Origin of the sequence: Methylobacterium sp. J-070, assembly GCF_022829385.1 — a bacterium.
Lineage (GTDB): Bacteria > Pseudomonadota > Alphaproteobacteria > Rhizobiales > Beijerinckiaceae > Methylobacterium.
The window spans coordinates 131,778-155,405 of the sequence record NZ_JAKSXX010000237.1; the positions used below are offsets into that span (position 1 = coordinate 131,778).

Below are 23,628 nucleotides of genomic sequence, written 5' to 3' on the forward strand. Positions count from 1 at the left end.
TGCGGATCCCGCAACGGTGCCACCCGCGGCCCCGTTCCTGCAAGGGCTTGGCGGCGGCCAGAAAAGGACTTGTTGCCCGATCGGCGAAGGTGTCCCCTCCCGCCGTCCCCTGGTCCCGTCGCCCGATTCCGGAGAGCCGCCCCATGACCGACCATCCGCTCCGCAACACGCCCGCGATGGACGCCTTCTGGATGCCGTTCACCGCCAACCGCCAGTTCAAGGCGGCGCCGCGGCTGCTCGTCTCGGCCGAGGGCATGCACTACACCGCCGACGACGGCCGCAAGGTCCTCGACGGCTCCGCGGGCCTCTGGTGCGTCAATGCCGGTCACGGGCGCCGGGGCATCGCCGCCGCGGTGGAGCGCCAGCTCGCAACCCTCGACTTCGCCCCGACCTTCCAGATGGGCCACCCCATCGCCTTCGAGTTCGCCGAGCGCCTGGCCGAGATCGCCCCGGGCGGTCCCGGCAAGCGCCTGGACCGGGTGTTCTTCACCAATTCCGGCTCCGAATCGGTCGACACCGCCCTCAAGATCGCGCTCGCCTACCAGCGGGCGATCGGGCAGGGCACCCGCACCCGGCTGATCGGCCGCGAGCGCGGCTATCACGGCGTCGGCTTCGGCGGCCTGTCGGTCGGCGGCATCGTGTCGAACCGCCGGGTCTTCCCGCAGCTCAACGGCACCGACCACCTGCGCCACACCCACGACCCCGCCCGCAACGCCTTCGTGAAGGGTCAGCCCGAGCACGGGATGGAGCTGGCCGAGGATCTAGAGCGGCTGGTGGCGCTGCACGGGGCCGAGACCATCGCGGCCTGCATCGTCGAGCCGGTGGCGGGCTCGACCGGCGTGCTGGTGCCGCCGAAGGGCTACCTCGAGCGCCTGCGCGAGATCTGCACCAAGCACGGCATCCTGCTGATCTTCGACGAGGTTATTTCCGGATTTGGCCGGCTCGGCGCGCCCTTCGCGACCGATTTCTTCGGCGTCGTCCCCGACCTCGTCACCAGCGCCAAGGGCCTGACCAACGGCACGGTGCCGATGGGCGCGGTCTTCGCGAGCCGGGCGGTGCACGACAGCCTGATGAACGGCCCGGACGGGATCGAGCTGTTCCACGGCTACACCTATTCCGGCCATCCGATCGCCTGCGCGGCCGGCATCGCCACGCTGGACATCTACCGGGAGGAGGGGCTGCTCACCCGCGTCGCCGACATCGCCGACGACTGGGCGGCGGCGATCCACGACCTGCGCGGGCGCAGGAACGTCATCGACATCCGCACCATCGGGCTCGTCGCCGGCATCGAGCTGGCGCCGCGTCCGGATGCCCCGGGCAAGCGGGCCTACGAGGTGTTCGTGGACTGCTTCGAGCGCGGCCTGCTGACTCGGATCACGGGCGACATCCTTGCCCTGTCGCCGCCGCTGATCATCGAGCGCGGCCAGATCGGCGAGATCGTCGACATCCTCGGGGCGGCGATCGACCGGGCCGCCTGAGGACGTTTGATCCGGGTTTCCAAAGGGCTTCAGCCCTTTGGTGGGTTGTCAGGGCGAAGCCCTGACGGTCTCGGACTCGAGCCCTGCGCATGGGTGCCGCCCTACAGCGTGGGGTTGTTGCGACACCACCCGTGCCCATCTGCCCCGGACCCGGATTTGGACCGGGCACGAGGCTTCCCATGTCGAACACCGCCCTGATCGTCGGCGCCAGCGGGATCGTCGGCAGCGCCACCGCGGCGCTTCTCCACCGGGAGGGCTGGACGGTCGCCGGTCTCGCGCGCCATCCGGTGCGGCAGGACGGCGTCGAGCCGGTGGCCGGCGACCTGCAGGATCCGGCTTCCCTTGAGCGGGCGCTGGCCGACCTCGCGCCCACCCACGTGGTTCTCGCGACCTGGCAGCGGCGTCCCACCGAGGCGGAGATGATCCGCGTCAACCGGGCCATGGTCGAGAACCTGCTCGACGCGCTTCGGCCCAAGGGGAGCGTCCGCCACGTCGCCCTGGTGACCGGGCTCAAGCACTATCTCGGGCCGTTCGAGGCCTACGGCAAAGGCACCCTGCCGCAGACGCCGTTCCGCGAGGACCAGGGCCGGCTCGACATCGAGAACTTCTACTACGCCCAGGAGGACGCGGTGTTCGAGGCCGCCGCCCGCGACGGCTTCACCTGGAGCGTGCACCGCCCGCACACGATCATCGGCAAGGCGGTGGGCAACGCCATGAACATGGGCACGACGCTCGCCTGCTACGCCACCCTGTGCCGGGAGCTGGGGCGGCCGTTCGTGTTCCCGGGCTCGGCCGCGCAGTGGAACGGTCTCACCGACATGACCGACGCCCGGCTGCTCGCCCGCCACCTGCTCTGGGCCTCCACCGAGCCGAAGGCCGCGAACGAGGCGTTCAACGTCGTCGACGGCGACGTCTTCCGCTGGAGCTGGATGTGGGGCCGGATCGCCGACTGGTTCGGGGTCGAGGCGGTGCCGTTCGACGGCACGCACCGGCCGCTGGAGCCCCGGATGGCGCAGGACGGGCCGGCCTGGGCGGAGATCGCCGCGCGCTACGGCCTCGCCGAGCCGGATCTCAACAAGCTCGCATCCGCCTGGCACACGGATGCCGATCTCGGCCGTCCGATCGAGGTCGTCACCGACATGAGCAAGAGCCGCCGCCTCGGCTTCACGGCGTATCAGCCGACCGACGACGCGTTCTTCGACCTGTTCACGCAGCTCCGCGCGGACCGGCTGATTCCTTGAACCGGGGCTGCTCAATCGGCTCCGGATCCACTCCTCTCCCGCCCCCTCTGCGGGGGAGGAGGGTGCGTGGCATGTCCGGACAGAAGCGGCCTGCACCCAGTCCGCCGACCTTCAGGCGGCCTTGCGCTCCGTCCCGCACCACTCGGCCACGAACAGCGCCATCGCGGTGGTGCAGCGCTTCACCGAAGCGAGGCTCACGCGCTCGTCGAAGCCGTGGATGTTCTGGGAGGTCGGGCCGTAGCAGAGGGCCGGCGCCCGGTCGTAGAGGGCGTGCACCCGCGTATCGAGGTAGCTCGCGCTCATGAAGCTCTGCAGCGGTGACCCGATCGCCCGCTCGTGGGCACGGCCGAGCACCGCCTCGGCCTCGGAGCCTTCCTCCAGCACGTAGCCCTCGGCGAAGAAGCCGTTGAAGACCACCCGGGGCGGGCTGTTGGCCAGGAAGGGATCCGTGCGTGCAAAGGTCGAGACGGCGGCCTCGATCTCGGCGGCGGCCTGCGCGGCGGTCACGCCCGGATAGAGCGCGATCCGGCAGTGGATCCGGCACCAGGCCGGGACCGAAGAGGCCCAGTCGCCGCCCTCGATCTTGCCGATGTTCAGGTTGATCGGGTGGTCCTCCCCCTCGAAGTGCCGGTGCGCGGCCTTCTCGGCGTTCCAGCGCGCCTCGACATCGCGCAGGGCACCGATCACCCGGTAGGTGGCGTCGATGGCGTTGGCGCCCGCGCCCATCTCGCGGACATGCACCGGCACGCCCCGGACCTCCACGGTGAACCACAGCACGCCGGTATTGGCGCGCACGAGCTTCTCGTCCTCCGGCTCGGGGATCAGCACGGCGTCGGCCCGGTAGCCGCGCAGATGGGTCATCAGGGCACCGTTGCCGGTGGATTCCTCCTCGACCACCGACTGGACCGTCACCGAGGCCGCGGGCTGCAGGCCGAGGCGGGCGAGCGCGTCGAGGGCGAACAGGTTGGCGGCGTGCCCCGCCTTCATGTCGCCGGCGCCGCGGCCGTACATCCAGTCGCCCTGGATCACCGGGTCGAAGGGCGGATGGGTCCAAAGGTCGAGGGGACCCGGCGGCACCACGTCGACATGGGCCTGCAGGATCAGCGAGCGCCCGGTCTCGGTCGCCGGGCGGTGATGGCAGACGACGATCGGCGCGTCCGAATGGTGGGCGTCATCGATCTTCGAGCCGCCCGGATGGGCCGCGATGGCGGCCCGGTCCATGGCGAAGCGCTCGGTGGCGTAGCCCCGGGCGCGGAACTGCGCGAAGACGTAATCCTGGCAGGCGTGCTCGGCGCCCCGCAGCGAAGCGAACCGGACCAGCGCCTGCGTGTGGGCGACCTGATCGGCAAAACCCTCCGCCACGGAGGCTTCGATCTCGGCGGCGAGGGCGGGGTCGAGGGCCATGGGAACTCCGAACCGGTTGCGGCCGGGAAGAGGCACCCGGGCTCGGGCCGCTGTCAACCGGCGACGCCGGGGGGCAGGGTTCGTGCCGGTGCGGCGGCCCTCACTCCGGGAAGGCCGCCCGGATCTGCTCGGCGAAGTGCACGAAGGCCGCGCTCGGCTGGGCGTCGCCGCGGCGGACCAGCAGGGTCTGGGCGCGTCCGTCCGCGTCGGGCAGCGCGTGGACCGAGACCCGCCCGGCGCGGTGCGCGGGATCGGCGACGACGCGCGGGATCAGGGTCACGCCCATGCCGGCCGCCACGCAGCCGAGGATGCCGTCGAGGGTCCCGAACTCCATGCGGCGCACGTGCACGAGGCCCTGCCGGGCCAGGAAATCCTCCAGGCGCCTGCGATAGGAGCAGCCGGCCCGGAACACGAGCACCTTGGCCTCCCGCGCCCGCGCCAGCCGGTCGAGCAGCGCGGTCAGGTCCGCGACCGCCGGATGCGCCACCAGCACCAGCTCCTCCGTGAGCACCGGGATCGCCACGAGCCCGGCCTGCGCCACCGGCCCGGCCACGAAGGCCCCCTCCAGCGCCCGGTCGAGGACCCGCCCGATCAGCCATTCCGTCGGGCCGGTCTCGAGCTCGATATCGACCTCCGGATGCCGGCCGGCGAAGTCGGCGAGCGGGCCGGGCAGCCGCAGGGCCGCGGTCGTCTCCATGGCGCCGATCCGCAGCGGGCCGCGGGGCTCCCCCTCGGCCAGCAGGGCGTGCCGGGCCTCCGACAGCAGGCGTCCGACCTGGATGGCGTAGGGCAGCAGGCGCTCGCCGGCGCGGGTCAGCGTCACCCCGCGGCTGCCGCGGTGGAACAGCGGCACGCGCATCGCCTGCTCCAGTGCCCGGATCCGCCCGGTGACGTTGGACTGGACGGTGTTGAGCCGCGCCGCCGCCCGGCCGATGCCGCCGGTCTCGGCCACGGCCGCGAAGAACATCAGGTCGGTGCTGTTCATGTCATCTGCTTTCGAGATGACTTCCTTCTGAAGGAATCGCTTTTTCCGCGTCAAGCGACCGGTTAGGCCGGGACCGTCGGCGGGCGCGACCCGGCGCCTGTTGTTGCGCGGGGAGGGAGCCATGGCTCTGAGGACCAGACTCACCGAGGCCTTCGGGCTCCGGCACCCGATCGTGCTGGCCCCCATGGACCCGGCCTCGGGGGGCGTGCTCGCGGCAGCGGTGAGCGCGGCCGGGGGCCTCGGGCTGATCGGCGGCGGCTACGGCGACCACGAGACGCTCCGCCGCGAGTTCGCGGCAGCCGGCAATCAGCGGGTCGGCTGCGGGTTCATCACCTGGTCGATGGCCCGGGACCCCTCGCTCCTGGACGCCGCGCTCGCCCGGGCGCCCGCCGCCCTGATGCTCTCCTTCGCCGATCCCGCGCCCTTCGCCGAGCGGATCCGCGCCGCCGGCGTGCCGCTGATCTGCCAAGTGCACACCCTGGCGCATGCGCGGCGCGCCCTGGAGGTCGGCGCGGCCGTGGTGGTGGCGCAGGGCACGGAGGCGGGCGGCCACGGCCTCACCGCGCGCGGCACCCTGGCGTTCGTGCCGGCGGTGGCCGACCTGATCGCCCGGGAGCGGCCGGAGACGCTGCTGCTGGCGGCGGGCGGCATCGCGGACGGGCGCGGCCTCGCCGCCGCCCTGGCGCTGGGGGCCGACGGCGTCCTCATGGGCACGCGGTTCTGGGCGACCCGGGAGGCGCTGATCCATCCGGCCGCGAAGCAGCGGGTGCTCGCCGCCAGCGGCGACGACACGGTGCGGACGCGGGTCTACGACATCGCCCGGCAGCGGGCCTGGCCGGCGCCCTATACCGGTCGGCTCCTGCGCAACGCCTTCATCGAGTCCTGGCACGGCCGCGAGGACGACCTGCGCGCGGCCGCGTTCGACCGGCGGCGGGAGGTCGAGGACGCCGACGCGGCGGGCGACTACGACGTCGCCAACGTCACGGTCGGCGAGGCGGTGGGACTGATCGACGATCTGCCGGAGGCCGGCGATCTGGTGCGGCGGATCGCCGAGGCGGCGGAGGCCTGCATCCTGCGCAGCGCCGGCCGGGTCGGGGCGGCGCCGTGACGGCGCTCCGCAAAGCGTGACTACGCACGGCCGGGCTCGGCCGGAACCGCGGCGTTGACAACGGCTTAGCCTGTCGGGAAACCGCCGCGGTTCGTCCTCTCGGAGTCGCTCATGCGCATCGGTCTGATCTCGGTCCTGTCCGGCGTTCTCCTGTGGGCCGCGGCGCCGGGCGCGGCCAGCGCGGACGTGCTCGTCAGCGTCGACAAGGGCAGCCAGCGCATGGCGGTCTCGGTCGACGGGCAGCCGCGCTATTCCTGGCCGGTCTCGACGGGCATCGCGCGGTACGACACGCCATCGGGATCCTACCGTCCCTTCCGGATGGAGCGCACGCACTTCTCGAAGGAGTGGGACGATGCCCCCATGCCCTTCGCGATGTTCTTCACTACCCAGGGCCACGCCATCCACGGCACCAACCATGTCCGCGGCCTCGGGCACGCGGCCTCGCATGGGTGCGTGCGCCTGTCGGTGCGCAACGCCGCCACGCTGTTCAACCTCGTGAAGGCGGAGGGCATGGGCCGGACCCGTGTGGTGATCGACGGCGCGGAGGCCCCGGTCGCCGAGCGCCGGCCCGGCGGGACACGCATCGCCCGCCACCGCGATCCCTATGCGTCGGACGACCTGCTGGCGGACGACGACCAGATGGGCCGACGCGCGGTGCCGGCCTATTATCGCCCCGCCCGGCCCGTCTACGCGCCGGCGGCGGGCTACGGCTACCCGGCCGACATCGACCCGACGGACGCGTGGTAGGCCAAGCCGCGCGCCGCGGCTCTCGGAGCCCGCGCCCATTGCCGAGGACGCCATCCCGGCCTAGCTCCCTCGCGGCCCTAAGAGCCCGCGCGGCGCCCGCCGCGTCTTGAGACGGACGGAGACACCCCCACGATGCCCTTCGCTTTCTGCCGGAGCCTTCCCCTTGCCGCCCTGGCGCTCGCCGCGGCCACCGTGCCGGGCTACGCCCTGGAGGTGACCCGCTCGGCCGATGTCGCCGCGCCTCCGGCCAAGGTCTGGCAGACCATCGGCGAGTTCTGCGGCATCGGCGACTGGCACCCGGCCATCGAGAAATGCGCCCTGTCCGACAAGGACGGCATGAAGGTCCGCACCCTCAGCCTGAAGGGCGGCGGCACCATCAAGGAGGAGCAGGTCTCCCGGGACGACAAGGTGATGAGCTACACCTACACCATCCTGGAGAGCCCGCTGCCGGTCTCGGACTACAAGTCGACGCTCTCGGTCGCCCCCGCGGGGTCCGGCTCGAAGGTCACCTGGACCGGGACCTTCAGCGCCAAGGGTGCCCCCGACACCGTCGCCACCGACGCCATCCAGGGCATCTACGATTCCGGCCTGAAGGCGCTCTCCGACAAGGCGAAGTAGGCCCCGTCACGATTTGGCGCGCGCCGGCGGAACCAGGCCGCGGCGGCGCGCGCCCAACGCCTTCTGCCGACATCAGGATTCGCGGGATCGGCATGCGCCGCCCCGGTCGGGCACGCGCGCGCCGTGTCGCCGGGGCGATTGACCCATTGCCAAGCTCGGCCCAGAACCCTGGCGGCGCAGCCCCTCGCGCCGCAACAGGATGATCGCCGTGCCCGCGTCCCGTCTCTCGATGCGCCTCAGCTTCGCCGTCCTCGCCGTCGCGGCGCTGGGCGCCTGCCAGCAGCGCGCCGCGCCCGCGGTCTCGGAGCCCTCGCCCGTCGTCCCGGCCCCCCTGGTCCTGCCCACCGGCAGCGGTTGCGGTCCGGAGATCGCCCGCACCCGGGCGATCGTCGCCAGCGACGTGGCCACCGGAAACCTCAACACGCCGGTGGGCGCGCGCTTCGACGCAGATCTTGCGCAGGCCGCCGGCGAATGCGCCGCCGGCAAATCCGGAGCAGCCCTGCACCTCCTGGCGGCCGCCAAGAGCCGGTACGGGTATCGCTGAGCGGAAGCCGCTGGCGGCCGATCCCGATCCCGCGCGGCTCGGGATCGGGTCCATATCCCCGACGGGCCGGGATCCGGGACCCTTCCGACCACCCCCGCAGCGTGTCGGACGGGGGTCGGCGCGCCGGGCTGACGCGCGGCCTCGGACGCGAAACGTCTAGATCACGAACAGCAGGTTCAGCCCGGCCCGCCGGAAGCCTTCCTCGGCGATCTTCAGGTCGAGTCCGTAGGACGCGATGTCGTCCGCCACCGGGTCGAGCATCGGCGCCTGATACTGGTGCAGGTGCTTGATGTAGCTGTGGCAGGTCGTGCAGGTCTCGACCTGGACGTCCTTCGAGATCTCGTCGAGGCCGTAATAGCTGATGCCCTCGCCCGAGCCGCAGGCGGTGCAGCGGATCCGCACGTGGTTCCAGTAGGTGCCGCAGAGCGAGCAGCTGAGATAGCGGGCCTTATCGGCCGGGGTCCAGGAGACGACGACGCTCGCCACCGGTGCACCCCCGCAGCACGGGCAGACGCCGTCGGCCACGGGCTTCAGCGCCTTCGTGTCGAGGCGCGCGGCCTGCTCGGCGAGGCGGACCTGCAGGGCCGCGGCGACGAACACGCATTCGGCGATCCGGTCGACCGGCAGGGCACCCTCGAAGATCTGCAGGGCGAGGTCGAGGCGATCCTCCCGGGATCCCGCGCGGAGGGCCTCGCGCGCCGCCCCCGAGGCCTCGGGGGCCGTCGTGAGATCGAGTTCGGCAAGCAGCGCCAGGAGGCTCTCGTCGAAGCCCGGATCCGCCTCCAGACTGTGCCGCGACAGGGGCGGCATGCCGTGCTCGCCGCGCAGGACCAGATCGGCCGCATCCGGCAGAGCCACCGGCGGCCCCTTGGCCTGGATCGCGGCCTGGGCCCGGGCGACCTCGGCCACGAAGCGCAGATAGGCCTCCAGCGGATGCCCGGGCGCGGCATCAGACAGGCGCTCGGACCGATCGGCGAACAGCGTCGCCGGATCGGGCAGGCGCACGAACGGCACCGAGCCCGAGATCCCGATCTTGTCGGGATCGGGCTTCAGCTGGCTGAAATCGCGGCGGCGGGGCTTGATCGGGTCTGCCGCCGGTGCCGTCTCGGCGGCCGGAGGCGCAGGGGTACGCTTGAAGAAACGGGCCACGCGGTCAGGACCCGCGCTTGTCGACCGAGCCGCGGCGCGCCTTGCCGCCGGCGATCTGGCGGAACCACTTGCGGTGGTGCCGGTAGGCCCAGCCCCCCGTGACGGTGCCGCGGACCATCGCCCGGCCGGTGCCGCGCACCCAGATCCCCGCGTAGATGTGGACCACGATGATCGCGATGGCGATCACGGCGGCGAGCGAGTGGGCGAGCAGGGCCCAGCGCTGGGTCTCGATCGAGGTGAGGCCACCGAAATAGGTGTTCCAGATCACGAGGCCGGTGACGAACATCACGCCGATCAGCGCGGTCTGGCCCCAGAACACGCCCTTCTGGCCGGCATTGTACTTGCCGAGTTCCGGCAACCGGTCCTCGCGGTTGGTGACCACGTCGCCGATCTTCATCGACCACGCGACATCGTCCTTGTTGGGGATGTTGAGCCTCCAGAACCGGACGAACAGGAAGAAGAAGCTGACGGCCAGCGCCACGCCGAACCAGGGATGGACCGCCCGGGTCGCCTGACCGCCCCCGAACAGGCCGGTCAACGAGAACAGGTAGGGGGTGAACATCGCCAGACCCGAGAGGGTCAGGAGGGTGAACAGGATCGCGGTGATCCAGTGGTTCACGCGCTGCACGCCCGTGTAGCGCGGGACGTACATCACCTCCGGCGCCTCGGACTTGGCGTGGTGGAGAGGGCGGGACTCGCCGTCCCGGATATCGCTCTGGATCGTCATCGGCCTTTACTCGCCTGACGGGCCGGCTCCGCGACGCGGCGGCGGCTCTGAAACTCAAGATAGGAGGAGGCTGCGCCGTCTCCATCCGGTCGTCTGGGTATCCGCTTCTCTCCCTCCCCCGCAGAGGGGGGAGGGAAAGCGTCGCATCGCCCAGGCCGGCATGCCAGTCCGGAATCCGACTCAGTGCGGCCGCGCCTCGCCGCCGCGATTCTCGCGGCGCTTGGCCTCGTCGTACTCGACCGCCTCTTCCTCCTCCTCGGGCACGACCTCGTTCGGGCCGGCCGTGACGTAGTGGAAGAAGCCTGCCACCGCGGCGAAGCCCATCGCGGCCAGGCCGAACACCTTGGCGCCGCCCTTCCAGAAGGCGACGAGCGGCGAGATCTTCGGGTCGTTCGGCAGGCCGGCGTAGAGGCTCGGCTGGTCGGCGTGGTGCAGCACGTACATCACGTGCGTGCCGCCGACGCCGGCCGGATCGTAGAGGCCGGCCTTGTCGAAGCCGCGGGTCTTCAGCTCCGCGACCCGGTCGTGGGCCTGATCGACCATGGCCTGCTTGGTGCCGAACATGATCGAGCCGGTCGGGCACGCCTTGGCGCAGGCAGGCGCCTGTCCCACCGCCACCCGGTCCGAGCACAGGGTGCACTTGTACGCCTTGTGGTCGGTCTGGCTGATGCGCGGGATGTTGAACGGGCAGCCCTTCACGCAGTAGCCGCAGCCGATGCAGTTCTCCTCGATGAAGTCGACGATGCCGTTGGAGTACTGCACGATCGCGCCGGGGGACGGGCAGGCCTTGAGGCAGCCCGGCTCGGTGCAGTGCATGCAGCCGTCCTTGCGGATCAGCCATTCGAGGTTGTTGGTCTCCGGGTTCTCGTACTCGGTGAACCGCATCAGGGTCCACGACTTCGGCGTGAGGTCGTGGGGGTTGTCGTAGACACCGCGATTGATGCCGATGTCGTCGCGCAGGTCGTTCCACTCCTCGCAGGCCGATTGGCAGGCCTTGCAGCCGATGCACTTCGACACGTCGATGAGCTTGGCGACCTCCACCTGGCGGCGGATCTCCGGCGGCGTCTCCGTGGAGGCGGAGCGCTGGCGGATGTCGAGGGAGCTGTAGTCGGCCATGATTCAGCTCCCCCCTACGCGACCGCGTCCGACGGAGGCGTGGTCGGCTCGATATTCACGAGCCAGGCCTTGAACTCCGGCGTCTCGGTGTTGGCATCGCCCACGACCGGCGTGAGCGAGTTCGGGTGCCATCCTTTCTTGGTCAGGCCCATGAAGCCCCAGTGCTGCGGGATCCCGACGACGTGGACGGGCTTGCCGTCGCAGATCAGCGGCTTGATGCGCTTGGTGACCACCGCCTTGGCCTTCAGGGAGCCGCGCTTCGACCAGACGCGGACCCAGCCGCCCTTGGTGATGCCCTTCTCCTTGGCGAGCTCCTCCGAGATCTCCACGAAGGCCTCAGGCTGGAGGATCGCGTTGATCCGGGCGTGCTTGGTCCAGCCGTGGAAGTGCTCGGTCAGGCGGTAGCTCGTCGCCGCGTAGGGGAAGTCCTTCACGTCGCCCAGATCGGCCAGGTCGTCCTTGAAGATCCGGGACGCGGGCGCGCCCTTGATCTTCGGGAAGGCGAGGTTGGCCACCGGGGACTCGAACGGCTCGTAGTGCGTCGGGAACGGCCCGTCGCGCATGAGGCCCCGGGTCCACAGGCGGGCGACGCCCTCCTGGTTCAGGATGAACGGCCCGACGCCCTTATCGGGGGCGACGGTGACGCCGTAATCCGGGACGTCGAAGCCGATCCACTGCTTGCCGTTCCACTCGATGAGCTTCTTCTTCTCCGACCACGGACGGCCCTCGGGGTCGCACGAGGCGCGGTTGTAGAGCACGCGCCGGTTGGCCGGCCACGCGAAGGCCCAGTTCGGGGCGATGCCGCGGTCGCCGGGATCGGTGTTGTCCCGGCGGGCCATGGTGTTGCCCTTCTCGGTGTAGCAGCCCGAGTAGATCCAGCAGCCGCAGGCCGTGGTCCCGTCGTCCTTGAGCTGGGCGAAGCCGTCGACCTGCTTGCCCGCCGGGATGATGGTGCCGTTGAGGTCCGGCGTCGGCGCCACCGTGTAGCCGTTGAGCTCGCGGGCGAGCTCCGTCGGCGTCGGCGACTCCGCCATCGCGTAGTCCCACTTCAGGTTGACGATCGGGTCCGGGAAGGCCCCGCCGTCCTTCTTGTAGGCCGCCTTCACGCGGAGGAAGATCTCCGCCATGATCTCGATGTCCGAGCGGCACTCACCCGGCGCGTCCTGCGCCTGCCAGTGCCACTGCAGCCAGCGGCTGGAGTTCGACAGCGAGCCTTCCTCCTCCACGAACAGGGTGGTCGGCAGCTCGAACACCTCGGTCTGGATCTTGGTGGGATCGACGTCGTTGTACTCGCCGTGGTTCTCCCAGAACCGGGCGGTCTCGGTCTTGAGCGGATCCATCACCACGATGAACTTCATCTTGGAGAAGGCGTCCGTCATCTTGGCGCGGTTCGGGAACGTCAACAGGGGGTTGAAGCCCTGGATGACGTAGCCGGTCATCTTGCCCTGCTTGGCGAGCTCGAACCCGCGCAGCACGTCGTAGGTCGGCACGTCGAGCTTGGGCAGGTAGTCGTAGGCCCAGTCGGTCTCCTTGGTGGCGTGATCGCCCCACATCGCCTTCTGGAACGAGACGAAGAACTTGTTGTAGTTCTGCCAGTAGCTCGTCTGTCCCGGGCGCAGCGGCTTGAACTGCCGCTTGGCGGCGTAGCTCGCGTAGTCGGGCTCCTTCTCCACCGGGATGTTGAGATAGCCGGGGATGAGGTTCGACATCAGCCCGATGTCGGTGAGCCCCTGGATGTTGGAGTGGCCGCGCAGCGCCTGCATGCCGCCGCCGAGCATCCCGATGTTCCCGAGCAGGGTCTGCACGATGCACATCGAGCGGATGTTCTGCGAGCCCTTGGAGTGGTGCGTCCAGCCCAGCGCGTAGAGCGAGGCCATGGTCCGCTCGGGGGCCGCGGTCGTCGCCATCAGCTCGCAGACCTTCAGGAAGGTCTCCTTGGGCGAGCCGCAGATCTTCTCCACCATCTCGGGCGTGTAGATCGCGACGTGCTTCTTCAGGAGCTGCATGACGCAGCGCGGGTGCTGCATCGTCTCGTCGACCACGGCATAGCCGTCGGGGCCGATCTCGTAGTCCCAGGTCGACTTGTCGTAGTCGCGCTTGTCCGCGTCGTAGCCCGTGAACAGCCCTTCGCTGAAGTCGTAGCCCTCGCGGACCACGTACCCGGCGTTGGTGTAGGCGGAGACGTAGCGGTGCTGCAGCTTGTCGTTGTCGAGCAGGTACTTGGCCACCCCTGACAGGAACGCGATGTCGGTCCCCTGCCGGATCGGGCAGTACAGGTCGGCCACCGACGCCGTGCGGGTGAAGCGCGGGTCGACGACGATCAGCTTGGCGTTGTTATGGGCCTTCGCCTCGACGACCCACTTGAATCCGCACGGGTGCGCTTCGGCGGCATTGCCGCCCATCACGGTGATCACGTCCGCGTGCTTGATGTCCATCCAGAGGTTGGTCATCGCACCGCGTCCGAAGGAGGGCGCCAAACTGGCGACCGACGGACCGTGTCAAACCCTGGCCTGATTATCGAAGACCAGGGCCCCCATGCTTCGGACTGTCTTGTAGGTCAGCCAGGCCGTCTCGTTGGTGGTGGCCGAGGCCCCGAGGAAGCCCGTCGTGATCCAGCGGTTGACCGTGAGGTCGCCGTTCTTGGCCACGAAGTTCTTGTCCCGATCCTCCTTGAGGAGGGCGGCGATCCGGTCGAGGGCGAAGTCCCAGGAGACGCGCTTGAACTCCGAGGAGCCCGGGGCGCGATGGAGCGGGTACTTGGTGCGGGTCTCGGAGTGCACGAAATCGAGGAGCGCCGAGCCCTTCGGGCAGAGCGTGCCGCGGTTGACCGGGTGATCGGGATCGCCCTCGATGTGCATCACCGAGGAGCGCGCGTTCTTCGACCGGTCGCCCAGGCTGTACAGGATGACGCCGCAGGCGACCGAGCAGTACGGGCACGTGTTGCGGGTCTCGCGCATCTGCGCGAGCTTGAACGGCCGCACCGCGGCGGCCATGGCGGGCTCGAGGCCGCCGAAACCGAGCGCGCCGAGCGTCCCGCCCGCGAGGCCGGCGCCGGCCCCCCTGAGCAGGCCGCGCCTTGAGACCTGGACCGTCATCTCCGCCTCACAAAAAAGCGATCTGGTATAATTCCAGGGTGTCCCAAAAAAGCGTGCCTCAGGCAAGTGCGGTGGCGTGACACAGCACGTGTTGCTGAAGCATGGGTACAGCACGTTTACCGCACCGATATCATTCTAGGCGAAACTAAATTTTCTTACTTGCTGGGAGCGGCAGGATTCGCGCCCGAAGGACCTGGCGTGCGATGCTCCAGAGGCGCCTGCGGCTCCGTCGCGGAGGAGCCTCCGGAATTGGCCGAGGGAACCGGACGGTCGGCGTTCTCCTGGATCGAATGACCGCCCGGGTCCGGTGCGTCCTTGGCGGCCGATTGCTCCCGGGGAACCGGCGCCTGGCTCCAGCCATCCTGAGCGCTGCGCGACTTGTCGCCCATCGCGTCGATGCCCTTGATCTCGCCGGGTTTGGTCTGAGCGCGGGCGGGCGATCCGACCGCCGTCGCTGCGAGCAGCACCAGCACCGACAGGGACATCGCGGAAGACGAGCGGGACAAGGCGCAACTCCGGGCAGCACGGTGGATCCTGAGGCAACGTGCCCTTCGAGCGGCCAGTTCCGCGCTGCGACGCCGCCCCCCGGCGTGGCGAGCCCGGTCGGCGGGGGGGGGGCGACCGGTTCGGCGGGTGAGGCGCGTCGGATCGGGCACCGAGCGCGGCTCGACACGGCGACCCGAGGGGCTCCGATACGGCGCCGGGCCCAGTGACGCGTCCTTAACCAAGTCCGTCCATCGTCATGGGCAGCAGACGCGGAGATTCCGGATCATGTCCAAGCCGAATCCGGAGCCCCCTGCCAAGACGGGTCCGGCCGCGGGCCCCGCGCCCCTCGCAGCCGGGGTTCGCCGCCACCTCGGCCAGAACCTGCGCACCCTCTACGCGGACACGCTCGCGGCGCCTCCGAGCCAGCGTCTCGAAGTCCTGATCGCCCAGCTCATCAAGCAGAACCGCTGATCGCGGCGGCGTACCGGCCTGCCCCTGCGAAGCCCGGCTGGATCCCCGGCGCGACCGCATCGAGCGCCCGGTGAACGGTTCGGCCTGTCCCGACGACCAAGGGCGAAACGGGGGCGCGGCCGCCGCATGACGGTCGGTCGCCGGTGATGCGGCGTGCGTCGACGCACATCAGATCGTTCTTTCTGCGAAACCCGTTGCGGCGCTAGATTTCTTCCCCGCCAATCCGGCTCGGGAGAAGATCCATGCCTTCTCGCGGGCTACCTCCCTGAATACGCTTGCTTTCCGGTCGATCCTGCCGATCCTGCCGCGGTCGTCGCGGCTGGCGGCACGCCGCTCCGCGCTTGACTTCGTTCGATAAAAAGAACGATCTCCGGTGTTTCGGAGCTGCGGCCAAGGCCGCGCACTCGCGTATCGCCGGGGATCGGACGGATGAACAACGCTGCGGGTCGGGGCCGGATGGCCCGGGCGATCGGGCTGTCCCTGCTGGCCGGAGCCGGCCTGTGGACCTGCGCGCTGCCGGCCGCGGCCGAGACCGCGCTCCTCAACGTCTCGTACGATCCGACCCGCGAGCTGTACCGCGAGATCAACGCCGCCTTCGCGGAGGATTGGAAGGCCAGGACCGGCGAGGCGATCACGGTGCGCGCCTCCCATGGCGGCTCGGGCGCCCAGGCCCGGACGGTGATCGACGGCGTCGACGCCGACGTGGTCACCCTCGGCATCCCGTCGGACATCGACGCCATCGCCAGGCTGACCCACAAGCTCCCGGAGGATTGGCGCACCAAGCTGCCGAACACCGCCACACCCTACACCTCGACGGTGGTGTTCCTGGTCCGCAAGGGCAACCCGAAGGGCGTGAAGGACTGGGCCGACCTCGTGAAGCCCGACGTGAAGGTGATCACCCCGAACCCCAAGACCTCGGCGGGTGGGCGCTGGAACTTCCTCGCCGCCTGGGGCTACGCCTACAACCAGGACAAGAATGCCGACAAGGCCGACGCCTTTGTCGGTCAGGTCTACAAGAACGTGCCGGTGCTCGACACGGGCGCGCGCGGCTCGACGGTGACCTTCGCGCAGCGCGGCCTCGGCGACGTGCTGCCGACCTGGGAGAACGAAGCCTATCTGGTGCTCCAGGAATTCGGCGCCGACAGGTTCGACATCGTCTCCCCGCCGAGCTCGATCTACGCCGAGCCGCCGGTCGCCCTCGTGGCGGTCAATGCCGAGCGCAAGGGGACGACGAAGGCCGCCCAGGCCTATCTCGACTTCCTCTACACGGACCGCGCCCAGGCGATCTTCGCCAAGCACCACTACCGGCCGATCAAGCGTGAGGCCGCCGCGCCGGCCGACCTCGCCCAGCTCCCCGAGATCACGCTGTTCAAGATCGAGGACCTGCAGGGCTCCTGGGACGAGATCCAGAAGCGGAACTTCGACGCCGGCGGCCTGTTCGACCGGTTGAGCCGCGCCGGTCGCTGAGGCGTAGGACCATGGTCGAGACACCGCGCCGCAAGGCGTTCCCGCCGCGGACCTTCCGACGCCCGAGCGTGATCCCGGGCTTCGGGATCAGCTTCGGCTACACGCTGGCCTGCCTGGGGCTGGTCGTCCTGCTCCCGCTCGCCGGATTGGTGGTCAAGGCCTCCGGTCTCGGACTCTCCGGGATCTGGCAGGTCGCCACCGATCCGCGGGTGGCGAGCGCGCTCCGGCTCAGCTTCGGCGTCTCGGCGCTGGCGGCGCTCGTGGCCTCCACGTTCGGCTTCCTGGTGGCCTGGGTGCTGACCCGCTACCGCTTCCCGGGCCGCAAGATCGTCGACGCGGCGGTCGACCTGCCCTTCGCCCTGCCCACCGCGGTGGCGGGGATCGCGCTGGCCTCGCTCTACGCGCCGGACGGTCTCATCGGCGCGCCCCTCGCCCGGCTCGGCATCCAGGCGGCCTACACGCCGGTCGGCATCTTCATCGCCATGGTGTTCATCGGCCTGCCCTTCGCGGTGCGCACCGTGCAGCCGCTGATCGCCGAGATCGACAGGGAGATCGAGGAGGCCTCCGCGACCCTCGGGGCCTCCCGCCTCGCGACCCTGACCCGGGTGGTTCTGCCGCCGCTGATCCCGGCGGTGCTGACCGGCTTCGCCCTGGCCTTCGCCCGGGGGGTCGGCGAGTACGGCTCGATCATCTTCATCGCCGGCAACCTGCCCTACGTGTCGGAGATCGCGCCGCTGCTGATCGTGATCAAGCTCGCCGAATTCGACTACGGCGGCGCCGCCGCGATCGCCACGATCATGCTGGGCATCTCGTTCCTGACCCTGCTCGCCATCAACCTCATCCAGGCCTGGTCACGGCGGCGGTTCGGCTATGTCTGAGATCTTCTCCCCCATCTTCGTGCCGGCCGCCAAGCCGGCACCGGCCGCCTCCGAGGGCGGCGCCACCCGCGGGGTCCTGATCGGGATCGCGATCCTGTTCCTGGCGCTGTTCCTGGTGCTGCCGCTGATCGCGGTGTTCACCCAGGCCTTCTCGCACGGGCTCGATGCCTTCCTGGCGGCGTTCCGGGAGCCCGACGCCTGGAGCGCGATCCGCCTGACCTTGACGGTGGCGGCGATCGCCGTGCCGTTCAACGTGGTGTTCGGGCTCGCCGCCTCCTGGGCGATCGCCAAGTTCGAGTTCCCCGGCAAGGCCCTGCTGATCACCCTGATCGACCTGCCGTTCTCGGTCTCCCCGGTGGTCTCGGGGCTGATCTACGTGCTGCTGTTCGGCTCGCAGGGCCTGTTCGGCACCTGGCTCGTCGACCACGGCATCCAGGTGCTGTTCGCGCTGCCGGGGATCGTGCTGGCCACGGTGTTCGTGACCTTCCCGTTCGTCGCCCGCGAGCTGATCCCGCTGATGCAGGAGCAGGGCTCGGCCGAGGAGGAGGCGGCGCTGACGCTGGGCGCCTCGGGCCTGCACGCGTTCCGCACGGTGACGCTGCCCAACATCCGCTGGGGCCTGCTCTACAGCGTGCTGCTCTGCAATGCCCGGGCGATGGGCGAATTCGGGGCGGTGTCGGTGGTGTCGGGCCACATCCGCGGCCTGACCAACACAATCCCACTCCACGTGGAGATCCTCTACAATGAGTACAACTTCGTCGCCGCATTCGCGGTCGCTTCGCTCCTCGCCGCCCTTGCCCTCATCACCCTCGTCCTCAAATCCGTCCTCGAATGGCGCTTCGCGGGCGACCTCGCGGGCGGCCGGGCACACTGACCGGCCCTCCACGGCGATCCGGGTCGAGGACGTCTCCAAGACCTTCGACACGGCGGCGGTGCTGCACGACTTCTCCCTCGACGTGCGCGCCGGCGAGCTGATCGGGCTGCTGGGCCCCTCGGGCTCGGGCAAGACGACGCTGCTCCGGATCATCGCCGGGCTCGACGCGCCGGACCGGGGCCGGATCCTGTTCGGCGCCGACGACGCCACGGGCCTGCCCGTGCAGGAGCGGGCGGTGGGCTTCGTGTTCCAGCACTACGCCCTGTTCAAGCACATGAGCGTCGCCGACAACATCGCCTACGGGCTGAACGCGCGCCGCCGCGCCGACCGGCCGGCGAAGGCGGAGATCCGGCGCCGGGTCGGCGACCTGCTCGACCTGATCCGGCTCACGGGCTTCGGCGACCGCTACCCGTCGCAGCTCTCGGGCGGCCAGCGTCAGCGGGTGGCGCTGGCCCGGGCGCTCGCCGTCGAGCCGCGGGTCCTGCTGCTGGACGAGCCCTTCGGCGCGCTGGACGCCCAGGTGCGCAAGGACCTGCGCCGCTGGCTGCGCGAGATCCACGACCGCACCGGCCAGACCACGATCTTCGTGACCCACGACCAGGACGAGGCCCTGGAGCTGTCCGACCGGGTGGCGGTGCTCGACCGCGGCCGCCTGGAGCAGGTCGGCACCCCCGACGAGGTGCAGGAGAACCCGGCCTCGGCCACGGTGATGAAGTTCCTGGGCGATTCCGTCGAGGTCGAGGCGATCGCCGAGGGCGGCCGGGTCCTGGTCCGGGGCCGGGAGACGCCGGTCGTCGCCCCCGCCGGGGTGATCGGCCCGGTCAAGCTCTACGTGCGACCCTGGCAGTTGCAGCTCGCCGAGCCCGAGGCCGCGCACCTGTCCGGCACCGTGCGCAGCTCCTACCGGAGCCAGGGCCGCCAGCGGATCGAGGTGGCCGACGCCGAGGGGCGGGTGCTCGCCGTGGAGGATTTCGACGGCGAGCGCTACGCCGCCGGGCACCCGGTGGGGCTGCGCATCCAGGGGGGGCACGTGTTCGGCTGAGGCGTCGTGTAACGACCAGGATGAACGCCGCCGCATCGGCCCGCATCACCGCACGCTGTCCCTGAGCCAGGCGCGCCCGGCGCGTATGTCGGCGCAGGCTGTGTTCGTCGGCGTGGCGGCCACAGGGTCGGATGGTCATCCTCCCGGCGCGGGGCGACTTCGGCACCGATCCCGGCGGCCGCCTCGCCGCCATGAACCGCGTGGAGGCCGGCCTGAAGGTGCCGCTCGCCTCAATCGGACTTGCCGACAGCGACACCGTTGCGGTCGAGTTCGCCGATGCGCGGTTGGGCGCGTCCCTCGCGCGGGCGGAGGCGGCCGTCGACCGGCTGGCGGAGCGGCTGTGTTCCGATCTTGGAGACTGGAGAGACGCCGCCGCCGCCACGGCACCGTCTTCCTGAAACCGGCGGCTTCTCCTAGGCTCGAGCCCATGACCGAACCGAATCGTGCCGCCCGTCCGGATGTCCTCGCCGCCATCGGCAACACGCCGCTGATCCACCTGCGCCGGGCCTCCGAGGAGACCGGCTGCGCCATCTACGGCAAGGCCGAGTTCCTCAATCCCGGCCTGTCGGTGAAGGACCGCGCGGCGCTGTCGATCGTGCGGGACGCGGAGGCCCGGGGCCTGATCCGGCCCGGCGGGACCATCGTGGAGGGCACCGCCGGCAATACCGGCATCGGCCTCGCCCTGGTCGCCTCCGTGCGGGGCTACCGGACGCTGATCGTCATCCCGGTCACCCAGTCCGAGGAGAAGAAGCAGACCCTGCGGCTCGCGGGCGCCCGGCTGGTCGAGGTGCCGGCCGTGCCCTTCGCCAACCCGAACAACTACGTCCACGTCGCCCGGCGACTGGCCGAAAAGCTCGCCGCCACGGAGGCGAACGGCGCGTTCTTCGCCGACCAGTTCGACAACGTCGCCAACCGGCAGGCGCATGCGGACGGCACCGGGCCCGAGATCTGGGACCAGACCGGCGGCCGGGTCGACGGCTTCGTCTGCGCGGCCGGGACCGGCGGGACGCTCGCCGGCACCGCCGAGGCCCTGCGCGCCCGCAACCCGCAGGTGCGGATCGCGCTCTCGGATCCGGAGGGCTCGGCCCTCTACGCGCACTACACGACCGGCACCCTGAAGGCCGAGGGCTCCTCCATCACCGAGGGGATCGGTCAGGGCCGGATCACCCGGAACCTCGACGGCTTCACCCCCGATCACGCGTACCGAATTCCCGATCGCGAGGCCCTGGACATCGTCTTCGGGCTGATGCGGGAGGAGGGGCTGTCGCTCGGGGGCTCGTCGGGGATCAACGTCGCCGGGGCGATCCGGCTGGCCCGGGATCTCGGGCCCGGCCATACCGTGGTGACGATCCTGTGCGACGGGGCGGCGCGCTACGCCTCGAAGCTGTTCAACCCGGCCTTCCTCACGGAGCGCGGCTTACCGGTTCCGGGCTGGCTCGACGCCCGGCAGGACCCGTTGCCGGACTGGCACGCCTGAGGCCCGGGGCCTCATCCGGAACTTTCCTCACAAAAGCGTAGCTTGACGTTGAACGGAACGGATTGTCGCAGCGTTTGAACGGTCACGCTCGCACCAGCGCGACCGTCCGGAGAGCTCGACCATGTCCCTCGTCACCATTCTTCTCATCATCCTGATCATCCTGGCCTTCGGCGGCGGCGGCTTCCTCGGCGGCGGCGCATATCGCGGCCCCGGCTTCGGCCTGGGCGGCATCCTCCTGATCGTGCTGATCGTGCTGCTGGTCACCGGCCGGCTCTGAGGCCGAGCGGGCACGCGCTAGCGGCAGGTGATCCCCACCACCGCGGGCGCGACCGTGCCGGGTCCTGCGACCCGGCGCGGCGCCGGCTCGGGCAAGCCCTGGGCTGAGAGGAACGCGGTCACCGCCCGCGCGGGCACCAGCGGCAGACGCGCGGGCGGCACCACCCCGGCGACCCGCCGCGGGGCCGCGGGATAGCGGGCGACGAGCCCCGCGAGGGCGCCCGACCGGTCGAGCACCGGCGCGCCGGCGGAGCCCGGCTGGAGCGCCGCGATCACGTCGCTGCCGCGCGCCTCGCCCGGGGCGGCCTGAATGCCCTCCGGGCCTGGGGCGAGGGCGATCAGACCCTCGTCGGCGCCGACCGGCTCCGCCCGTGCCGCGGGCCGGAGCGGGGCGGGGGCTCCGGGGGCGTCCAGAAGCGCGAGCCCGGCGGGATCGGTGGCGAGCACCCGTGCCGGCGCCGTGCCGACGCGGGGCTGGGCGCAGCCCTCCAGCACGGCGGCGGTCAGGACACGGCCGGGCGCCACCGCGAGCCCGGCGCCCGCAGGGGCGAGGCCCGGGGCGGCCGGAGGCACGACCTTGGGCGGCACGGGCGCTTGCGGACCACCCGAGTTCGCGCCTCCGGCCGCCGACGCGGCGCCGGATCCTGCCGGACCCTGCGCCGTCGACGACCCGGCGGACGGGTCCGGAAACGGCGCGAAGGCGTTCGCCACCGCGATGACGAGCCGGTCGACCTCCGGCGCCAGCGTGCGGTCGTATCCGAACAGGAAGCCGCGCACACCCTGCGGTCCGGCCGCGTAGCGGATGTAGGACAGTCCCGGCCCGGTCTCGGCGGTGACCACCACGGTGTCCGGCCGCCGCAGCTTGTAGGTGACCTTGCGGCCGGGAATCGGCGCGGTGGCCTTCTCGAACAGCGTGTCCAGGGTCTCGGTCCCCGGCGGATAGGCGCGGGATTCCAGGGTCACGCGCCCGTCCTGGCTCTGCCAGCGGCTGCCGGCGGGGAGGGCGGTGCGCTTCGGCAGCCATCGCTCCGGTATCCCCATCACGGCGCCGGTGCCGGGATCGGCCGCGACACGGAAGCGTGCCGCCGCCCGGGCGCCGGCGCCGGCAGCCAGCAGCGCCGCCCGGCCGCGGGGATCGAGGGGATCGGCGTCGCCCGACCGGGCCCGATAGGCGTTGAGCGCCTCGAAGGTCCGGCGCCCGAAGGCGCCCGACACCACGGCGTTGAAGTCGCCGGTCCAGACCAGGGCATCCTGGATCGCCTTGCGCTCGGCCTCGGGCAGAGCCTCGAAGGCCGCTCTCGCGGCCTCGACGGCGGGATCGACCGGCGCCGGTGCCGCCCTGGGGGGAACCGGCCGATCCTGGGCGCGGAATTCCTGGGCGCGGAATTCCTGGGCGTGGGGTTCCAGAACGGCGACTTGGACCAGGACGGCAGCGGCGGCGAGCGGGATCCCCAGGACCGCCGCGCGCCGGGCGCGGGACGCGCCCGGGAGCCGGCCTCGCGACGACGCACCCGAATCCATCTCAGCCCCCCGACCCCGGCGCCCGATCCTGGCAGAGGCCGTCGCGTCAGGCCAGATCAAACCGCCCTAGGCCGGAATGCCGCCGTGCGTCCGCGGCGGCGATGCGCTACAGGGCGAATGTCCGGCCCTGGGCGGGGGCGCCGGAGTTCCGGATCGGCCCTCCGGCCCGCGATGCCGCCACGGTTCGACACGGAGCCCGGCATGAGCGACACGACCAACACCTTCAAGAAGGCGCCGAAGCGCAAGCCCGCGAAGGGCAAGAGCGTCAGCGTCTCCCCCGAGATGCGTCAGGCCTATGCCGATCTGATCCGAGAGCGCGCCGAGAAGCAGGAGGTCTACGGCCGCCACCTGCCGCAGGACGAGCCGCGGCGCCGGTAGGCGGTCGCCCCGGCCGGGCCGGGTCGGCGGCGGATCAGCGCTTGCGCACGAACTCGGTGCGCAGAACCAAGCCCTTGATGGTGTCGTGGCGGCAGTCGATCTCCTCCGGATCGTCCGTGAGCCGGATCGAGCGGATGACCGTGCCCTGCTTCAGGGTCTGGTTCGCGCCCTTGACCTTCAGGTCCTTGATCAGCGTGACCGAATCGCCGTCGGCGAGGACGTTGCCGGACGCGTCGCGGACCGCCACCGCCTCGGGGCGCGCGCCCGCGGCGCCGGGCGCGATCCATTCCCCGATCGCCTCGTCATACACGTAAGCCTCGTCGTCGCCGGTCAAATCGGTGGCCCCCGGTTCGGATCGGGGCAGGGACCGTTCAGGATCGCCTCCAGCCCGTCATCCGCGCGTCCCGGCCCGCCGAACCGGTCGCCGAGTCGGCGCGGGACGGATCCGAGCTTAGCCGATCGGATCGGTCCCGCGCGAGACTGCCGGTCGGGACGGCCGGCGGCGCAGCGGACCGGGGCGGCGGCGCTGGAATGGCGCCTCCGCCC

The 23,628-nt window shown here is 71.0% G+C and carries 24 protein-coding genes; 15 read left to right on the forward strand and 9 right to left on the reverse strand.

Annotated features, from left to right (window positions below; all coding sequences use genetic code 11):
• Positions 1-143: 143 nt before the first annotated feature.
• Both MKL01_RS27455 and MKL01_RS27460 read left to right on the forward strand, forming a co-directional pair.
• Positions 144-1,478 (forward strand): aspartate aminotransferase family protein, encoded by a 1,335-nt coding sequence (locus tag MKL01_RS27455; protein ID WP_243908341.1) that lies wholly within the window; start codon positions 144-146, stop codon positions 1,476-1,478.
• A 179-nt stretch (positions 1,479-1,657) separates the two neighbouring features.
• Positions 1,658-2,719, forward strand: coding sequence for an SDR family oxidoreductase (locus MKL01_RS27460; RefSeq protein ID WP_243908342.1), 1,062 nt, complete (start codon positions 1,658-1,660; stop codon positions 2,717-2,719).
• Positions 2,720-2,830: 111 nt separating this feature from the next.
• On the opposite strand, the gene MKL01_RS27465 is transcribed toward MKL01_RS27460, so the two are convergent.
• On the reverse strand, positions 2,831-4,123 hold the full coding sequence (locus MKL01_RS27465; protein ID WP_243908343.1) for an ArgE/DapE family deacylase: 1,293 nt from the start codon (positions 4,121-4,123) through the stop codon (positions 2,831-2,833).
• 100 nt (positions 4,124-4,223) lie between these two features.
• Positions 4,224-5,108 (reverse strand): LysR family transcriptional regulator, encoded by an 885-nt coding sequence (locus MKL01_RS27470; RefSeq protein ID WP_243908344.1) that lies wholly within the window; start codon positions 5,106-5,108, stop codon positions 4,224-4,226.
• 121 nt (positions 5,109-5,229) lie between these two features.
• Here MKL01_RS27470 and MKL01_RS27475 point away from each other — a divergent pair, with 121 nt between their 5' ends.
• The 4 genes from MKL01_RS27475 (at position 5,230) to MKL01_RS27490 (ending at position 8,125) form a co-directional block, all read left to right on the forward strand.
• A complete protein-coding gene (locus MKL01_RS27475; protein WP_243908345.1) occupies positions 5,230-6,216 on the forward strand; it encodes an NAD(P)H-dependent flavin oxidoreductase in 987 nt (328 codons plus the stop codon).
• Between the two features lie 111 nt (positions 6,217-6,327).
• Entirely contained in the window at positions 6,328-6,963 is a 636-nt protein-coding gene (locus MKL01_RS27480; protein WP_243908346.1) for a L,D-transpeptidase, read from the forward strand.
• 132 nt (positions 6,964-7,095) lie between these two features.
• Positions 7,096-7,581, forward strand: coding sequence for an SRPBCC family protein (locus MKL01_RS27485; protein WP_243908347.1), 486 nt, complete (start codon positions 7,096-7,098; stop codon positions 7,579-7,581).
• Between the two features lie 199 nt (positions 7,582-7,780).
• Complete coding sequence (locus tag MKL01_RS27490; protein ID WP_243908348.1) at positions 7,781-8,125, forward strand: hypothetical protein; 345 nt, start codon at positions 7,781-7,783, stop codon at positions 8,123-8,125.
• 156 nt (positions 8,126-8,281) lie between these two features.
• Here the strand turns inward: MKL01_RS27490 and fdhE are convergent, their stop codons facing one another.
• The 5 genes from fdhE to MKL01_RS27515 all read right to left on the reverse strand — a co-directional run bounded on the left by fdhE (position 8,282) and on the right by MKL01_RS27515 (position 14,685).
• Positions 8,282-9,274, reverse strand: coding sequence for a formate dehydrogenase accessory protein FdhE (gene fdhE, locus MKL01_RS27495; protein ID WP_243908349.1), 993 nt, complete (start codon positions 9,272-9,274; stop codon positions 8,282-8,284).
• 4 nt (positions 9,275-9,278) lie between these two features.
• Positions 9,279-10,001, reverse strand: coding sequence for a formate dehydrogenase subunit gamma (locus MKL01_RS27500; protein ID WP_243908350.1), 723 nt, complete (start codon positions 9,999-10,001; stop codon positions 9,279-9,281).
• Positions 10,002-10,181: 180 nt separating this feature from the next.
• Positions 10,182-11,117 (reverse strand): formate dehydrogenase subunit beta, encoded by a 936-nt coding sequence (gene fdxH, locus MKL01_RS27505; RefSeq protein WP_243908351.1) that lies wholly within the window; start codon positions 11,115-11,117, stop codon positions 10,182-10,184.
• Between the two features lie 14 nt (positions 11,118-11,131).
• Positions 11,132-14,212: a formate dehydrogenase-N subunit alpha gene (gene fdnG, locus MKL01_RS27510; protein WP_243908352.1), complete on the reverse strand. Its 3,081-nt coding sequence runs from the start codon at positions 14,210-14,212 to the stop codon at positions 11,132-11,134.
• Positions 14,213-14,367: 155 nt separating this feature from the next.
• The gene (locus tag MKL01_RS27515; RefSeq protein ID WP_243908353.1) at positions 14,368-14,685 is read right to left on the reverse strand and encodes a hypothetical protein; all 318 of its coding nucleotides are present in this window, start codon (positions 14,683-14,685) and stop codon (positions 14,368-14,370) included.
• 298 nt (positions 14,686-14,983) lie between these two features.
• Between MKL01_RS27515 and MKL01_RS27520 the strand changes: the two genes are divergently transcribed.
• The 8 genes from MKL01_RS27520 to MKL01_RS27555 all read left to right on the forward strand — a co-directional run bounded on the left by MKL01_RS27520 (position 14,984) and on the right by MKL01_RS27555 (position 21,184).
• Positions 14,984-15,169 (forward strand): hypothetical protein, encoded by a 186-nt coding sequence (locus MKL01_RS27520; protein WP_243908354.1) that lies wholly within the window; start codon positions 14,984-14,986, stop codon positions 15,167-15,169.
• Between the two features lie 429 nt (positions 15,170-15,598).
• Positions 15,599-16,636: a sulfate ABC transporter substrate-binding protein gene (locus tag MKL01_RS27525; protein WP_409566354.1), complete on the forward strand. Its 1,038-nt coding sequence runs from the start codon at positions 15,599-15,601 to the stop codon at positions 16,634-16,636.
• 11 nt (positions 16,637-16,647) lie between these two features.
• Positions 16,648-17,514, forward strand: coding sequence for a sulfate ABC transporter permease subunit CysT (cysT, locus tag MKL01_RS27530; RefSeq protein ID WP_243908355.1), 867 nt, complete (start codon positions 16,648-16,650; stop codon positions 17,512-17,514).
• Positions 17,507-18,388: a sulfate ABC transporter permease subunit CysW gene (gene cysW / locus MKL01_RS27535; protein ID WP_243908356.1), complete on the forward strand. Its 882-nt coding sequence runs from the start codon at positions 17,507-17,509 to the stop codon at positions 18,386-18,388. The genes cysT and cysW overlap by 8 nt, the downstream gene beginning before the upstream one ends.
• Positions 18,389-18,446: 58 nt before the next feature.
• Entirely contained in the window at positions 18,447-19,430 is a 984-nt protein-coding gene (locus MKL01_RS27540) for an ATP-binding cassette domain-containing protein (RefSeq protein WP_243908378.1), read from the forward strand.
• 131 nt (positions 19,431-19,561) lie between these two features.
• Positions 19,562-19,828, forward strand: coding sequence for a hypothetical protein (locus MKL01_RS27545; RefSeq protein ID WP_243908357.1), 267 nt, complete (start codon positions 19,562-19,564; stop codon positions 19,826-19,828).
• 29 nt (positions 19,829-19,857) lie between these two features.
• On the forward strand, positions 19,858-20,907 hold the full coding sequence (locus tag MKL01_RS27550) for a cysteine synthase A (protein ID WP_243908358.1): 1,050 nt from the start codon (positions 19,858-19,860) through the stop codon (positions 20,905-20,907).
• A 121-nt stretch (positions 20,908-21,028) separates the two neighbouring features.
• Positions 21,029-21,184 (forward strand): hypothetical protein, encoded by a 156-nt coding sequence (locus MKL01_RS27555; RefSeq protein WP_007563230.1) that lies wholly within the window; start codon positions 21,029-21,031, stop codon positions 21,182-21,184.
• A 17-nt stretch (positions 21,185-21,201) separates the two neighbouring features.
• On the opposite strand, the gene MKL01_RS27560 is transcribed toward MKL01_RS27555, so the two are convergent.
• Entirely contained in the window at positions 21,202-22,704 is a 1,503-nt protein-coding gene (locus tag MKL01_RS27560) for a serine protease (protein ID WP_243908359.1), read from the reverse strand.
• A 201-nt stretch (positions 22,705-22,905) separates the two neighbouring features.
• On the opposite strand from MKL01_RS27560, the gene MKL01_RS27565 reads away from it, so the two are divergent.
• On the forward strand, positions 22,906-23,082 hold the full coding sequence (locus tag MKL01_RS27565) for a hypothetical protein (protein ID WP_243908360.1): 177 nt from the start codon (positions 22,906-22,908) through the stop codon (positions 23,080-23,082).
• A gap of 34 nt (positions 23,083-23,116) precedes the next feature.
• On the opposite strand, the gene MKL01_RS27570 is transcribed toward MKL01_RS27565, so the two are convergent.
• Positions 23,117-23,416, reverse strand: coding sequence for an alkylphosphonate utilization protein (locus MKL01_RS27570; protein WP_243908361.1), 300 nt, complete (start codon positions 23,414-23,416; stop codon positions 23,117-23,119).
• Positions 23,417-23,628 lie beyond the last annotated feature (212 nt).